At 31.7% G+C, this 14,089-nt stretch carries 18 protein-coding genes; all 18 read left to right on the top strand.

Going from position 1 to position 14,089, the window contains the following annotated elements; genetic code table 11:
• The first annotated feature begins 1 nt into the window (after position 1).
• The 18 genes from pyrF to BQ4446_RS06540 all read left to right on the top strand — a co-directional run bounded on the left by pyrF (position 2) and on the right by BQ4446_RS06540 (position 14,085).
• The gene (gene pyrF, locus BQ4446_RS06625) at positions 2-703 is read left to right on the top strand and encodes an orotidine-5'-phosphate decarboxylase (RefSeq protein WP_071027749.1); all 702 of its coding nucleotides are present in this window, start codon (positions 2-4) and stop codon (positions 701-703) included.
• 1 nt (position 704) lies between these two features.
• Entirely contained in the window at positions 705-1,334 is a 630-nt protein-coding gene (gene pyrE / locus BQ4446_RS06620; protein WP_071027747.1) for an orotate phosphoribosyltransferase, read from the top strand.
• Positions 1,327-1,950 carry a DNA-3-methyladenine glycosylase gene (locus tag BQ4446_RS06615; RefSeq protein WP_245149685.1) on the top strand — a complete coding sequence of 208 codons (624 nt, stop codon included), beginning with the start codon at positions 1,327-1,329 and terminating at the stop codon, positions 1,948-1,950. Before pyrE ends, BQ4446_RS06615 begins: the two co-directional genes overlap by 8 nt.
• A 77-nt stretch (positions 1,951-2,027) precedes the next feature.
• On the top strand, positions 2,028-2,867 hold the full coding sequence (locus BQ4446_RS06610) for an energy-coupling factor transporter ATPase (protein WP_071027746.1): 840 nt from the start codon (positions 2,028-2,030) through the stop codon (positions 2,865-2,867).
• The gene (locus BQ4446_RS06605) at positions 2,849-3,712 is read left to right on the top strand and encodes an energy-coupling factor transporter ATPase (RefSeq protein WP_071027744.1); all 864 of its coding nucleotides are present in this window, start codon (positions 2,849-2,851) and stop codon (positions 3,710-3,712) included. Before BQ4446_RS06610 ends, BQ4446_RS06605 begins: the two co-directional genes overlap by 19 nt.
• Positions 3,705-4,502 carry an energy-coupling factor transporter transmembrane component T family protein gene (locus BQ4446_RS06600; RefSeq protein WP_071027741.1) on the top strand — a complete coding sequence of 266 codons (798 nt, stop codon included), beginning with the start codon at positions 3,705-3,707 and terminating at the stop codon, positions 4,500-4,502. Before BQ4446_RS06605 ends, BQ4446_RS06600 begins: the two co-directional genes overlap by 8 nt.
• The gene (gene truA / locus BQ4446_RS06595) at positions 4,499-5,248 is read left to right on the top strand and encodes a tRNA pseudouridine(38-40) synthase TruA (protein WP_071028346.1); all 750 of its coding nucleotides are present in this window, start codon (positions 4,499-4,501) and stop codon (positions 5,246-5,248) included. The genes BQ4446_RS06600 and truA overlap by 4 nt, the downstream gene beginning before the upstream one ends.
• 209 nt (positions 5,249-5,457) lie before the next feature.
• Positions 5,458-6,420: a 3-hydroxyacyl-CoA dehydrogenase NAD-binding domain-containing protein gene (locus tag BQ4446_RS06590; RefSeq protein WP_071027738.1), complete on the top strand. Its 963-nt coding sequence runs from the start codon at positions 5,458-5,460 to the stop codon at positions 6,418-6,420.
• 325 nt (positions 6,421-6,745) lie between these two features.
• Positions 6,746-8,140 (top strand): alanine/glycine:cation symporter family protein, encoded by a 1,395-nt coding sequence (locus BQ4446_RS06585; RefSeq protein ID WP_071027736.1) that lies wholly within the window; start codon positions 6,746-6,748, stop codon positions 8,138-8,140.
• A 39-nt stretch (positions 8,141-8,179) separates the two neighbouring features.
• Positions 8,180-8,701, top strand: a complete 522-nt coding sequence (locus tag BQ4446_RS06580) for a YgjV family protein (protein ID WP_209019097.1) — start codon at positions 8,180-8,182, stop codon at positions 8,699-8,701.
• A 151-nt stretch (positions 8,702-8,852) separates the two neighbouring features.
• Positions 8,853-9,230: a hypothetical protein gene (locus BQ4446_RS06575; RefSeq protein WP_071027732.1), complete on the top strand. Its 378-nt coding sequence runs from the start codon at positions 8,853-8,855 to the stop codon at positions 9,228-9,230.
• A gap of 50 nt (positions 9,231-9,280) precedes the next feature.
• Positions 9,281-9,709 carry a hypothetical protein gene (locus BQ4446_RS06570; RefSeq protein ID WP_071027728.1) on the top strand — a complete coding sequence of 143 codons (429 nt, stop codon included), beginning with the start codon at positions 9,281-9,283 and terminating at the stop codon, positions 9,707-9,709.
• Positions 9,710-9,845: 136 nt separating this feature from the next.
• Positions 9,846-10,229 carry an Asp23/Gls24 family envelope stress response protein gene (locus BQ4446_RS06565; protein WP_071027726.1) on the top strand — a complete coding sequence of 128 codons (384 nt, stop codon included), beginning with the start codon at positions 9,846-9,848 and terminating at the stop codon, positions 10,227-10,229.
• A gap of 1 nt (position 10,230) precedes the next feature.
• Positions 10,231-10,644 (top strand): transcription antitermination factor NusB, encoded by a 414-nt coding sequence (gene nusB / locus BQ4446_RS06560; RefSeq protein ID WP_071027723.1) that lies wholly within the window; start codon positions 10,231-10,233, stop codon positions 10,642-10,644.
• Positions 10,631-12,226, top strand: a complete 1,596-nt coding sequence (xseA, locus tag BQ4446_RS06555; protein WP_071027721.1) for an exodeoxyribonuclease VII large subunit — start codon at positions 10,631-10,633, stop codon at positions 12,224-12,226. The genes nusB and xseA overlap by 14 nt, the downstream gene beginning before the upstream one ends.
• Entirely contained in the window at positions 12,219-12,428 is a 210-nt protein-coding gene (xseB, locus tag BQ4446_RS06550; RefSeq protein WP_071027719.1) for an exodeoxyribonuclease VII small subunit, read from the top strand. Before xseA ends, xseB begins: the two co-directional genes overlap by 8 nt.
• A complete protein-coding gene (locus BQ4446_RS06545) occupies positions 12,425-13,285 on the top strand; it encodes a polyprenyl synthetase family protein (protein ID WP_071027718.1) in 861 nt (286 codons plus the stop codon). Before xseB ends, BQ4446_RS06545 begins: the two co-directional genes overlap by 4 nt.
• Positions 13,285-14,085 (top strand): TlyA family RNA methyltransferase, encoded by an 801-nt coding sequence (locus BQ4446_RS06540; RefSeq protein ID WP_071027716.1) that lies wholly within the window; start codon positions 13,285-13,287, stop codon positions 14,083-14,085. Before BQ4446_RS06545 ends, BQ4446_RS06540 begins: the two co-directional genes overlap by 1 nt.
• The last annotated feature ends 4 nt before the right edge of the window (positions 14,086-14,089 follow it).

The raw sequence follows: 14,089 nt of genomic DNA, 5'->3' as shown, positions 1-14,089 counted from the left end.
AATGAAAGATGTAATAATTGCTATGGATTTTCCTTCAAGGGAAAAATCTGACGAATTTTTAAAAAATTTTAAGGATCAAAGCCTATTTTTAAAAATAGGAATGGAACTTTTTTATAAGGAAGGACCAGAAATAGTAAGGGCCTATAAAAAAATGGGTCACAAAATTTTCCTAGACTTAAAACTTCATGATATAGAAAATACTGTGAGAAAGGCTACCTTATCCCTTCTTGATTTAGATATAGATATGATTAATTACCATGCACAAGGCGGCTATAATATGTTAAAAGCTGCATCAGAAGAAATAGAGAATAATCATAAAAATATAATTTCCCTAGGAGTTACAATTTTAACTTCTCTTGATGAAGAATCAATCCATAGGGACTTAAAAATTGAGAGGGACTTATCTTTAAAAGATACAGTTTTATCTTATGCTGGTCTTGTAAAAAAAGCTCATTTAAGTGGAGTTGTATGCTCCGCCTTAGAGGTAAAAGAAATAAAGGAAAAATTCGGAGAAAATTTTATAACTGTAACACCAGGCATTAGGCCTAAGTCTTTTCAAAAGGATGATCAAAAAAGAGTCGTAACTCCGGAGATGGCAAGAGAATTTGGTTCAGATTTTATTGTTGTTGGTAGGCCCATAACTAAGGCAGAAAATCCCTTAGAGGTCTATAGGGAAATAAAAAGAGAATTTTTAGGAGAATAAATTGAAAGAAATTGCAAAAATATTACTTAAAATAAAAGCCGTAAGTTTAAGTCCAAATGATCCTTACACTTGGGCATCAGGTATAAAAAGTCCGATTTACTGTGACAATAGGTTAATTTTATCTTATCCAGAGGAAAGAGAAATAGTTGAAAATGCCTTTGTAGACCTTATAAAAAATAAATTTCCGGATGCAGAATACATTATGGGAACAGCAACAGCAGGCATTAGCCATGCAGCTATTATTGCTCAAAAAATGAAACTCCCCATGGGCTATGTAAGAAGTAAGGGGAAGGACCACGGCAAAAAAAATCAAATTGAAGGGAAAATTTTAAAGGGAGCAAAAACTGTCTTAATTGAAGATTTATTTTCAACAGGAGGAAGCTCCATAGATGCTGGAAAGGCACTAAAAGAAGAAAATTTTGACCTTCTTGGCATAGTTTCAGTATTTACCTACAACCTACAAGAAGGACTTGATAATTTTAAAAATTCAAATTTCAGCCACTATTCCTTAACAGGTTTAGATGAACTTTTAGATTTGGCAAAGGAAAATGGCGAGATAGATTCTAGGGAATACGCTAAACTTTTAAAATTTAGGGAAAATCCTAAGGATGAATCTTGGATTAATGATTAATATGGAAAAAAATTTTTTAAATAGTAATTTTTTTAATAGGAACACGTTGGATGTTGCAAGAGATTTACTGGGGAAAAATATTGTAAGAAATTTCTCCGGTAATTTTTTTAGGGGAAAAATTGTGGAAGTTGAAGCCTATACAGGAATCAATGACAAGGCCTGCCATTCCTATGGCAACAAAAAAACAAATAGAAATAAAATAATGTATGAAGGGCCGGGGACAATATATGTATATTTAACTTATGGCATGCACTATATGTTTAATATTGTGACAAGAGATGTAGATATTCCTGAAGCTGTTTTAGTAAGAGCTATTGAACCCATAGATTCTTTTGATATAATAAGCCAAAATAGGTATGGAAAAAATTTTGAGGACCTTAGAAATAGTGAAAAATTATCTTTGACAAGTGGACCAGGAAAACTTACTAAGGCATTAAAAATTGACAAATCCTTAAATGGCAAGAGAATTTTTGGACCTGATATTTTTATTGAAGATACAAATTTCAAGGGGGAAATATTTGCCAGCAAAAGAATTGGTATAGATTTTTCGGAACAGGCCAAGGACTACCCTTATAGATTTTGCCTTCAAAGCCCCTATCTTTCAAAAAAATTGTAAACAAAATTTTAAAAAATGTAGATAATTAATAAGTTTTATTTTATAATAGGAACTTAGAGTAAAGGAAAGGACAAGCCATGATTGAAATAAAGGATTTATACTTTTCTTATGATAGCGAAGGTAATAAGGAAAATCCGAGAAATGTAATTAACGGAATTAATTTAAATATAAAAGAGGGTGAATTTGTTGCCCTTTTGGGTCATAACGGTAGTGGAAAATCAACACTTGCAAAACTTATTAATGCACTTTTTATACCAAAGTCAGGCGAAGTTATTGTTGATGGTTACAATACAAAAGACGAAAAAGACGTTTGGAATATTAGGTCAAGGGCAGGAATGGTTTTTCAAAATCCAGACAATCAATTAGTAGCAACAGTTGTGGAAGATGATGTGGCCTTTGGACCTGAAAATTTAGGTCTGCCCCAAGCTGAAATTAGAAAAAGGGTAGATGAGTCTTTAAAGTCTGTTAATATGGCAGAATTCAAAAAAAACGCACCCCACCTTTTGTCTGGTGGACAAAAACAGAGAGTTGCCATTGCAGGTATTCTTGCCATGAGTCCCACCTATATTATTTTAGATGAACCAACAGCAATGCTTGATCCCAGTGGTAGAAAAGAAGTTATGGATACAGTCATTAAACTTAATAAAGACCAGGGCAAGACCATAATTTTAATCACCCATTATATGGATGAAGCTGCCCTTGCTGATAGAATTGTTGTAATGGAAGAAGGCAATATAATTTTAGAAGGAGAGCCGAAAAAAGTTTTTTCTCATGTAGAGGAAATTAAAAATATCGGCCTAGATGTTCCGCAGGTTACAGAACTTGCCTATGATTTAAATAAGGATGGAATTAAAATAAATAATGAAATTTTAAGTATTGAGGAGTTAGTAGAAGAGATATGTCATTTATTGAAGTAAGAAATTTAAAACACATATATTCTCCCAATACGCCCTTTGAGAGATTGGCAATTGAAAATATTAATTTAGATATAGAGCTTGGGGAATTTATTGGACTTATTGGTCACACAGGCAGTGGAAAATCAACTTTAATTCAGCACTTAAACGGTCTTCTTCTCCCAAGTGGCGGCTTTATTAAAGTTGGTGACATTTCAATTACAAGTAAGTCCCAAAATTTAACTGAATTAAGAAGAAGAATAGGCCTTGTTTTTCAATATCCAGAATACCAACTTTTTGAAGAAACTGTTGTTAAAGATATTGAATTTGGTCCAAAAAATTTAGGCCTTGATGAAAAGGAAGTTAATAACCGTGTGAGAAAAGCCATGGAAGCTGTGGGCCTTGATTATGAAAAATATAAAAACAGATCACCCTTTGAACTTTCAGGAGGTCTTAAAAGGAGAGTTGCCATTGCCGGAGTTCTTTCCATGGAACCAGAAGTATTAATTTTAGACGAACCAACAGCAGGCCTTGACCCAAGAGGTCGTGACGAAATTTTAAGTGAAATAAAAACCATCCATGAAAGCAGGGAAATAACCATAATTTTAGTTTCCCATTCCATGGAAGATGTGGCAAAAATTGCAACAAGACTTATTGTTATGGACAAGGGAAAAGTCTTAATGGATGATAAGCCAAGAAAAATTTTTGCAAGGGAAGAAGAATTGAAAAATGCAGGCCTTGGAGTTCCTCAAATAAAATCTTTTATGAATTCCTTAAAGGCAAGGGGATTTGATGTCAATACAGACTGCATTACAGTAAAAGAAGCAAAAAATTTTTTAGAGGAATTTTTAAGGAGTAGAAATGTTTAAGGATATTACAATCGGTCAATACTTTCCAGGCGAATCTATTGTTCATAAATTTGACCCCAGACTAAAAATAATTACTATGATTTTTTTCATAGTAACACTTTTTTTCATAAAAACTTTTCCACCTTATGCCTTAGTTGTAGCTTATTTACTACTTATAATTCAGCTGGCAAAGCTGCCTTTAAAAATAGTTTTAAGGGGACTAAGACCTCTAAGATGGATAATATTAATCACTTTTGTTATTAATGTATTCTTTTTGCCTGGCGAGATGCTTTTTAAATTTTGGATATTTACAATTACAAAAGAAGGTCTAAGACAAGCACTTTTAATGGCAATAAGACTTATATTTTTAGTTTTGGGAACAAGCTTATTAACTTATACAACTTCACCAATAGAACTTACAGATGGAATCGAAAGCCTACTTTCACCCTTTAAAAAATTTGGTATGCCAAGTCATGAAATTGCCATGATGATGACAATTGCCCTAAGATTTATCCCAACTCTTATAGAAGAAACAGATAAAATAATGAAAGCTCAAATGGCAAGGGGGGCAGATTTTGAATCAGGAAACTTATTTTCAAGGGCAAAAAATTTAGTGCCACTATTAGTCCCCCTTTTCATTAACTCCTTCAGAAGAGCAGATGAACTGGCAACAGCCATGGAAGCAAGATGCTATAGGGGAGGAGTTGGCAGAACAAAACTTAAAGTTTTGGTCTTAGATTCATCTGACTATGTAATTTTTATAGGAAATGTAATTTTCTTTGGACTTTTAATTGCATGGTCCCTAATATGAATATTTTAATAAAAATAACCTATGATGGAACAGCATATCATGGCTATCAAATGCAAAAAAATTTAAAGACAGTGGAACTAGAATTGACAAAGGCCATTTCAAATACCCTAAAGAAAAAGACGAAAATCTATTCTGCAGGCAGGACTGACAGAGGAGTACATGCCCTTGGACAATATGCCAATTTTTTTGCAGATACCACAATAAATATAGGAAATTTGCCAAGAGTTATAAATTTTCATTTGCCTTCTGACATTTCAGTTGTGAAAGCTCAGATAGTAGATGAGAATTTTCATGCAAGATTTTCTGCTAAAGCAAAAAAATACCGTTATATACTATATAACTCAATTTATAGAAACGCTCTTTATTATAATAGGGCCTACCAATTTCCCTTTAAATTGAATTTACATGCCATGGAAAAATCCTTTGAATGCCTAATAGGAGAGCATGATTTTAATGCCTTTATGGGACGAGATGCAGTAGTAAAAGATACAATTAGAAATATTTATTCCATTGACATAAAAAAAGATGGAGAATTTATATATTTTGATTTCTATGGTAAGTCTTTTTTGAAAAATATGATAAGAATAATTATGGGAACGGCCTTAGAAATTGCTAGAGGGAAATTTGAACCATCATATATGGAGGAGCTTTTAAATTCAAAAAAAAGAGCCGTGGCAGGGCCAACAGCCCCAGCTTCCGGTTTATATTTAATGGACGTTATATATTTGGAGGACTGTCTTAAATAAAACAAGGAGGACAGCCTTAGATTCATTCGCTAACGCTCATTCATTAAAGACAGCCCTCCAATAAAAAAAATAGTAATAAAAAAGCAGGGACTGTTCATTGTGGACTGTCCCTATTTATAAGATGCTGGCTGTTTTGCTTGAAAAAATTACTAGGCTTTATAGTTCCAATTTTATATTATTGATTTATAATAATTTTAAAGGAGGGAAGTATGGAAGTTAAAAATATAAAGCACATTGGTCTTGTTGGGGGAGGCCTTATTGGTGCAAGTTTTGCCCTTGCCTTTTCCCTTGGTGGACTTAATGCACATATCTACACTAGAAGTAAAAAAACTCTTGAGGCTTCAAAGGAGATTATTGAAAATTCTTTAGATGAGTTAATAAAATATAGTGTTAAAAAAGAAGATGATAAATATGAAATTTTAAATAGAATTTCTTATACAAATGATTTGTATGAAGCAATAAAAGATTCAGATTATATTCAAGAATCTTTAAAGGAAGATTATGATATTAAGAGAAAAGTTTTAGCAGATGTTGAAAAAATTGTATCTTCTGAAATTCCTATTGGTTCTTCAACTTCTGGATTAAAGGCTAGTGAAATTTCACGTGATATGAAGTATCCGGAAAGATTTTTTGTGGCTCATCCTTGGAATCCACCGCATTTAATTCCACTAATTGAACTATGTAAAGGTGAAAAAACTGAAGATAAATATCTTTGTATTGCCAAGGAACTTTTTGAAAAAATTAATAAGACTCCCATAATTTTAGAAAAAGAAGTCTTTGGTTTTGTTGGAAATAGAATCCAGGCGGCAGTTTTTAGGGAAGTTTTAAATCTAGTTATTAATGGGGTTGTATCAATGGAAGATGCAGATAAGGCTGTTACCTTTGGGCCGGGAATCCGTTGGGGAATAATGGGTCCATCATTGATTCTTGAACTTGGTGGGGGAAGCGAAGGCATAGAAGGATTTATGAAAAATATTGGTTCTTCAATGGAACTTTGGCTAGAAGATTTAGCTGATTGGAATAAACTTCCTATAAGTCCAGAGGAAATAGGAAAGTTAACAGCCCAAGAATTAAAGGATAGAAATAAAGAAATTGGAAATGACAGAAAATCTTTAGGGAAATATAGGACAAAAATGCTTATTGAGTTTTTAAGACTTCATAAAAAAATATAGAATAATAAATTATTTTAGGCAGCTTTCGTGGCTGCCTTATTCATTAAAAAAATATTATAACTTAATTTTAAAGGTTAGATATATTTAAATTTAAAAAATAAAAAAGTTAAAGTTATATTATTTATTTTCCTTTTATATTATAGACTAATTATGTTATACTAATCTAAAATATATTCTAATTAGTATATATTAATTATAAATAATATCTAAAATTATTAAAAAATATAGATAAAAAAGCTTGATTTTTGGAAAAATAAAATCTATACTAATAAAAAGAATATTAATCTAATAAACCATTAAATTATTTCTTAAGGGGGGAGTAATTATGATCAAAGAAGTAAATAGTTTTATTAACGGTATTGTTTGGGGCTGGCCTATGTTATTTTTCTTAGTCGGCTGCGGAATTTATCTAACTTTTGAACTCAAATTTTTACAGGTGAGAGAATTTGCCTACACTATGAAGAACACTTTATTTAAAGTTTTTAAAAAGGATTCTTCAGCCAAGGAAGGTGAGCTTACTGCCTTTCAAGCAGTTTCTACAGCCTTAGCTGCAACTGTTGGCACAGGAAATATTGCTGGGGTTGCCTTAGCAATTGCAACTGGTGGACCAGGTGCTGTTTTTTGGATGTGGCTTTCTGCAATATTTGGTATGTGTACAAAATTTTCAGAAGTTGTCCTTGCGGTAACTTATAGGGAAAGAAATTCTAAGGGCGAATATATTGGCGGTCCTATGTATTATATTAAAAACGGTTTAAAATTAAACTGGCTTGCCTATATGTTTGCATTCTTTGGTGCTTTTGCTTCCTTTGGAATTGGAAATATGACTCAGTCAAATGCCATTTCTCAAACCTTAAATACAAATTTTAATATTGACCAAAAAATAACTGGGGTTATATTAATTCTTATGACAGGTATAGTTGTTATTGGCGGCGTTAAGAGAATTGGTCAAGTTACTGAAAAGATTGTGCCCTTTATGTCATTATTTTATATCTTAGGTGGATTAATAATTTTAGTAATAAATGCAGGTAAAATCCCTGGTGCTTTTGCCTTAATTTTTTCATCTGCTTTTAATCCAAAGGCTGCCTTTGGCGGAGCAGTTGGTGTTTCACTTAAATTAACAATGAAGATGGGGATTGCAAGAGGTGTATTTACAAATGAAGCAGGTCTTGGTTCAGCACCTATTGCTCACGCTGCATCTAATACAGACCACCCTGTTAGACAAGGGCTTTGGGGGATATTTGAAGTTTTTACAGATACAATTGTGGTATGTTCAATTACTGCCCTTACAATTTTAACATCAGGTCTATGGAATAGTGGACTTGAAGGTGCTGACCTTACAGTAGCTGCTTTTGACAGTGCCTTTTCTGGTGGAAGATATATAGTTGCTATTGGACTTTTATTTTTTGCTTTTTCAACAGTTTTGGGCTGGGCCTATTATGGAGAAAAATGTTTCAGCTTTTTAGTTGGAGAAAAAATCGGATCTTTTTATAAGTATTTGTATGTTTTAGCTTGTTATGTTGGAGCAACTGGATCTTTACAATTAGTGTGGAATATTTCAGATACCTTAAACGGCCTTATGGCAATACCAAACTTAATTGGTCTTGCAATGCTTAGTAAAATTGTTATAATAATGACAAAGGACTTTTTTAAAAATCCGGACTATATTAGACAGAGCCCTGACGAATATTTAAGTGCTCTTCCAGAAAAATTTAAATTTTAATTAAATATAAATTAATTTTGTACCCTAATAGGAGGAATTATGACTAATAATTTATTGATACAAATAATAGGATTTATAGGAACTGCGTTATTTTTTGTGTCATTTCAATGTAAGTCAAATAAAAATCTTTTTAGGGTACAGTTTTTATCTTATCTTCTCTATACAGTTCATTTAATTTTTCTTGGGGCGACAACTGGAGGTATTTCTTATTTAATTAATACCCTTAGGTCCTTTTGCCTAGGAAGCCAAAATAAATTTTTAAGGTCTTGGACTATGTGTATTTTTATATGTTTTCTTCAAATTGTTACCTTGTTTTTAACTTGGTCGGGATGGATTTCGCTACTTCCAATTACGGCAAATATTGCAGCAACAATTGGTGGTTTTAGCTATAGTGGCAAAAAAATAAGATTAGTGGGGATTTTTATAAATTCTCCCCTTTGGATAATTCATAATGTTATTGTGGGTTCATGGGCTGGAATTTTAGACGAAATAGTTTCAGAACTTTCTATGATTATTTCAATTATACGTTATGGATGGAATAATCTTGACACAGGTGAGTAATCTTTTAAGATTATGTATTGTCTTATAAGATTTCTAAAAAAATAATTATTAGGGACCGTCTATTGCTTTGATCGAGAAGCAGGGACGTCCTTTTTTTATAAATTTATAAGTTTTTATTTATTTGTTCTATGGTATAATTGAATAAATAGAAATGGAGATTTTTATTAGAAAAATTTTTAAAAAATATCTAACGCTTTTGATTTTCTTATCCGTAGTTTTATTTTCAGCAAATGTTTTTGGAGAAAATCTTGCTAAGGTATCAAGCCAAAAAATTAAGCTTGATGGAGAAAATGTTTCAATGGCTGCCTACAATATAAATGGCAATAATTATTTTAAGTTAAGAGATTTGGCAGCAATTTTAGATGGCAAGGCCTGTACTTTTAATATTGCCTTTGACGAAGGCTCAGCGAGTGTTTTGATCAAAAAAAATGAAAGTTATAAAAAAAGTGAAGATGACCTAAAAAATCTTGGTTATAATAAGGCATATATAGAGTCAGGTAAAAAATTCTTCTTGATGGAGAAAAAATAAATACTAAGGCTTATTTAATAGGAGTTAATAACTTTTTTAAGCTAAGAGATTTGGGAAAAGCCATCGGTTTTTATGTTGGCTATGACCAAGGGGAAAATTCAATTATAATTGATACATCAAAAGCCTATGTTGAGGAAAAGTCTGGAAAAGAGGAAAAGACTACAAAGGAAGAGGAGACTTTTGGAAACTTAGCAAACCAATCCGGTGAAAATGAAAAAATTTCTTTTGAAAATAAAAAGGCTGCTGGACTTTCACTTAAGGTTCTTACAATTCCAAATGCGGCAAATATTAAATATTCGGTAGTGAAGGCAAATGATGGCTTAATTGGCAATGAAAGTTTTTCATCAATGATAAATAGATATAATCCCAAAGCTGCAACTAATTTAGATGGTGGTGCATCTCCTGCCATGTATTTTAATGGAAAAACTTATACAAGTCCTGGCAGAAAATTAAATACTGTTCTTATGGTTTTTGAATAATATATTATGGCTCTTATTTAAGGGCCGTTTTTTTACTGACAAAAATTGCAAGAAAATATCCAATCTTTTTAATCCCAAGCCCTAAAATTGATATTAAAAGGCTTTTTTGTTATAATAAAAAAATGGAGGTGTTACTATGGATAATGATTATTTAATTAATGATAGCAATACAGAATCAAGTGTAAAAATTTCAAATGATGTTATTGCAACCATAGCACAAGTGGCTTGTGAACAAGTTGAAGGTGTGGCAAAAGCCCCCATAAATTTAAAGACACAAGTAACTGATATTTTTTCTGCAAAAAATCCTTCAAGAGGAGCTAAAGTTAATGTTGGAGAAAGGGAAGCTATTGTTGACTTATATATAAGTGTTGAATATGGAAGAAAAATTATAGACATATGTAAGGAAGTCCAAGAAGTTGCCAAGGAAGCTATTGAAAATATGACAGACCTAAGTGTTGTGGAAATTAATTGTCATGTAACAGGAATTGTAACCCCAAAAGAGGATAAATTAAGAGCATAAAATGAGTAGGAAGAAAGCTAGAATTGGAGCAATGCAGCTTCTTTATTCCATGGAAATAAATAAGGAATTTGATGCCAAAAATATTCATGAATTTTTAGAATCCTATGATTTTTTAGAAGATGAAAAGTCTTATATTAAGGATTTGACTGAAGATTTACTTAGTAAATTAGGGGATATAGATAAAATTCTTTCTGAAAATTTAGAGGGCTGGACTTTAGAAAGGCTGGCAAAAGTTGATAGGGAGATTTTAAGAATAGCTGTCTATGAATTTTTATATAGGGATGACATACCAAATGAGGTCTCTATAAATGAAGCAGTAGCCATAGCTAAAAAATTTTCTACAAATGACTCACCAAAATTTGTCAACGGAATTTTGGCATCTATTTTTAAGAAACTAAAAGATGAAAGCAATTAGAGTAAGCCAATTAAATTCATATATTAAAAAAATTATATCAATGGACTATCTTCTTTCGAATGTTACAGTTGAGGGTGAAATTTCAAATTTTAAAAGTCACCAAAATGGGAACTTTTATTTTTCCCTAAAGGATGAATCCTCCCGAATAAATGCTATAGTTTTTTATAAGGAGGCAGAAAATCTTTCCTTTAAACTTGAAGACGGCTTAAAAATTGTTGCCAAGGGCAATGTATCTTATTATGAGAAAGATGGTCAGGCAAATTTTTATATTTCTGAAATTATTTCATCAGCAAGCGGGAATTTATATGAAAAGTTTTTAAAACTTAGGGAAAAGCTTGACAAGGAAGGGCTCTTTGACCAGGACCATAAAAAAGCCATACCCTATTTTCCCAGGACAATTGGGATTATAACCTCTTCAAGTGGGGCCGCAGTAAAAGATATGGTAAATATGCTAAGGCTTAGAAATAGTCTTGTGGATATTATAATTTATCCATCACTTGTTCAGGGGCCAGAAGCACCAAGTGATTTAATTTCAGGGATTGAATACTTTAATAGAGAGAGGTCCTGCGACCTAATAATTTTAGGTAGGGGAGGAGGATCTTTTGAAGACCTATTTGCTTTTAATGATGAAAAACTTGCAAGGGCAATTTATGCAAGTAATATCCCAATAATCTCTGCTGTTGGTCATGAAGTGGATTTTTCCATTTCAGATTTTGTAAGTGATAAAAGAGCTGCCACCCCTACAAAGGCAGCTGAAATTGCTACAGTTTCAAAGGTTGACCTAGAAAAGAATTTAAGGGACCTTTTTATTAGGCTTAATCTTTTTATGGATAGGGGCTTAGAAGATAGGGAGAAAAACCTAAGGTCCTTTAGGGCCTATATAAATTTTTTTACACCAGCTAATAAAATTTTAGGAGAAAAGAAAAATCTTAAAGACCTATCTTATAGGGGAGAAGTTTTAATAGCTAGAATTATTAATGTTAATAGACATAAAATAAATATATTGGGAGAAAAACTAAGGGGTAAAATTAGGGATATAAGTTATAAAAAAACTGTCTTATATGGTATTAAGACAAAGCTTGAATATCTTATGACCAATGATTTTTACCTAAGGCATAAGGATTTAAAATATTATCTTAAATACTTAAATTATAATATTAGGAAAAATTATTTATCTTATAAATCTATTCAAAATATTTTAGGGAGAAGGCTTAAAAGTTATAATCCGAATCTTTCCCTGAACATAAGAGCAAGGGAAGTTGAAACTTTTAAGGATAATCTTGTTAAGAAGGATTTTTTTAAAAAACTTTATGAAGAAAGGGAAAATCTTTCAAGGCTTAAAAAGATTGGAGATAAAGATTTTATAAATTCCCTAAAAGATATAAGGGGAAATTTGCAAATGCTGAATTATAAGTTAAAGGATTTATTCCAAAATATAAATAAAATTGACATCAGGCTTCAAAATGGTGAAATTTTGAAGGATATTTCCCAAATCTTGCCTGGTGATAATATAGATTTAATTTTTAAAAATGCAATAGCCAAGGCTAACATTAAGGAAATTGAGGAGAAAAGCTATGAATAATGATTATGAAAGTTCCCTAAAAGAACTTGAATCTATAATAAGTGAGCTGGAATCAAAGGACATCAGTCTTGAAGAATCTATAAATAAATACGAAAAAGCCATAAAATTATATAGATATTTAGATAATACTTTAAATGAATACGAAGCAAGGGTTAAAACAATTGTCAAAGAAAATAGAGATATTTTAGAGGAAAATAAATGAAAGATTACGAAGATTTAATAAACAAATTTGATTCATATTTAAGTAACATCTTTACTTATGTGGACGAAAATTTAGAAAAACTTTACGAATCTATGAGATACTCCCTATTTTCAGGTGGCAAAAGAATAAGACCCCTTCTTGCCCTTTTGACTTATAGGGAATTTTCTAATGATGAAAGTTTAGAGAGTATTATGCCCTTTGCTGTTGCTATTGAAATGATCCATACATATTCATTAATTCACGATGATTTGCCGGCTATGGATAATGATGACTTAAGAAGGGGCAAGCCTACAAACCATAAGGTATTTAACGATGCCTGTGCTATTCTCGCTGGTGACTGTCTTTTAAATATGTCCATGGAAATTATTAATAAGTATATGGAAGGACTTGAGGATATTGAGGACCTTAAAAAAGCTATAAGGGCCTCAAAATATTTATATACTTCAACAGGTGCATCAGGAATGATTGGAGGCCAGCTTCTTGATATTGAGCTTCTAGCTGAAAATTATACAAAAGATTTGTGTGAAAATATGTATAATCTAAAAACGGGAGCTTTAATTAAGGCATCAATTGTTATTGGCGGAGTTTTGGCAGGTTGCGACTCACAAGCTCTTACAAAATTAAAAGAATTTGGTTCTTGCATTGGTTTATCCTACCAATATGAAGATGATTTAATAGACTGTATAGGAGATTCAAATAAGGATGAAGTCAATATCCTAATGTTTATGACTGAAGAAGAAGTAAGAGAGGAAATAGAAAAACTTTCATCAAAGGCAGCTAGCATTTTAGGAGAAATGGAAACAAAATCAGATGATCTTAAAAATTTTTGTTTCTCCTTAATTAAGAGGAATTTTTAATGACAAAGCTTAGGGCTGACATATTAATTCATAATAGAGGGCTTGCCGAATCAAGAGAAAAGGCAAAAATAATAATTATGGAAGGCAGGGCCTTTACAAAAAGTGGCAGAATAGAAAAAGCTGGAGAATTAATTGACGAAGATGAAGAAATTAAGGTCAAGGGAAAGGACCTTGAATTTGTTTCAAGGGGCGGCTATAAATTAAAAAAAATTTTAGAAGATTATAAGCTATCACTTGAGGGTAAAATTTGCATGGATATTGGTGCTTCAACAGGTGGGTTTACAGATTGTATGCTAAAATATGGTGCAAAAAAAGTCTATGCAGTAGATGTTGGATATAATCAGCTTGACTATAGAATTAGAAAAGATTCAAGAGTTATTGTCTTGGAAAGGCAAAATATAAGATATTTAGATGATAATTTAATAGAAGATGAAATTGATTTTATTTCAATTGACGTTTCTTTTATTTCTCTTGAACTTGTCATCCCAAAGGCAGTGACTTTTGGAGGAGATAATTTACAAATAGTTGCCTTAATTAAACCCCAATTTGAAGCTGGAAAAGATAAAGTTGGCAAGGGCGGAATAGTTAAAGATACAAAAGTTCACGTTGAAGTTTTGGAAAAAATTTTAAATCTGGCAGGGTCCTTAAATCTATTTGTTAAAGATATTACCTATTCACCAATTAAGGGAACAAAGGGAAATATTGAATTTTTAATTTATATGGATACCAATGCAAATATTTCTAGGGACTTTGACCTTAAAAAAATTGCCCTAGAAGCCAAGGATAATTTAAAAAAATAAGGTG

Source organism: Peptoniphilus raoultii (assembly GCF_900099555.1).
GTDB lineage: Bacteria > Bacillota > Clostridia > Tissierellales > Peptoniphilaceae > Peptoniphilus_A > Peptoniphilus_A raoultii.
The sequence above is the reverse complement of the archived record's forward strand: the minus strand, read 5'-3'. Positions and strand labels throughout refer to the sequence as shown.

Excerpts from the sequence above, each read along its gene's own strand:
- pyrF (WP_071027749.1), top strand. The coding sequence starts at position 2 with ATGAAAGATGTAATAATTGCTATGGATTTTCCTTCAAGGGAAAAATCT.
- BQ4446_RS06615 (WP_245149685.1), top strand. The coding sequence starts at position 1,327 with ATGATTAATATGGAAAAAAATTTTTTAAATAGTAATTTTTTTAATAGG.
- BQ4446_RS06610 (WP_071027746.1), top strand. The coding sequence starts at position 2,028 with ATGATTGAAATAAAGGATTTATACTTTTCTTATGATAGCGAAGGTAAT.
- BQ4446_RS06605 (WP_071027744.1), top strand. The coding sequence starts at position 2,849 with ATGTCATTTATTGAAGTAAGAAATTTAAAACACATATATTCTCCCAAT.
- BQ4446_RS06600 (WP_071027741.1), top strand. The coding sequence starts at position 3,705 with ATGTTTAAGGATATTACAATCGGTCAATACTTTCCAGGCGAATCTATT.
- truA (WP_071028346.1), top strand. The coding sequence starts at position 4,499 with ATGAATATTTTAATAAAAATAACCTATGATGGAACAGCATATCATGGC.
- BQ4446_RS06590 (WP_071027738.1), top strand. The coding sequence starts at position 5,458 with ATGGAAGTTAAAAATATAAAGCACATTGGTCTTGTTGGGGGAGGCCTT.
- BQ4446_RS06585 (WP_071027736.1), top strand. The coding sequence starts at position 6,746 with ATGATCAAAGAAGTAAATAGTTTTATTAACGGTATTGTTTGGGGCTGG.
- BQ4446_RS06580 (WP_209019097.1), top strand. The coding sequence starts at position 8,180 with ATGACTAATAATTTATTGATACAAATAATAGGATTTATAGGAACTGCG.
- BQ4446_RS06575 (WP_071027732.1), top strand. The coding sequence starts at position 8,853 with ATGGAGATTTTTATTAGAAAAATTTTTAAAAAATATCTAACGCTTTTG.
- BQ4446_RS06565 (WP_071027726.1), top strand. The coding sequence starts at position 9,846 with ATGGATAATGATTATTTAATTAATGATAGCAATACAGAATCAAGTGTA.
- nusB (WP_071027723.1), top strand. The coding sequence starts at position 10,231 with ATGAGTAGGAAGAAAGCTAGAATTGGAGCAATGCAGCTTCTTTATTCC.
- xseA (WP_071027721.1), top strand. The coding sequence starts at position 10,631 with ATGAAAGCAATTAGAGTAAGCCAATTAAATTCATATATTAAAAAAATT.
- xseB (WP_071027719.1), top strand. The coding sequence starts at position 12,219 with ATGAATAATGATTATGAAAGTTCCCTAAAAGAACTTGAATCTATAATA.
- BQ4446_RS06545 (WP_071027718.1), top strand. The coding sequence starts at position 12,425 with ATGAAAGATTACGAAGATTTAATAAACAAATTTGATTCATATTTAAGT.
- BQ4446_RS06540 (WP_071027716.1), top strand. The coding sequence starts at position 13,285 with ATGACAAAGCTTAGGGCTGACATATTAATTCATAATAGAGGGCTTGCC.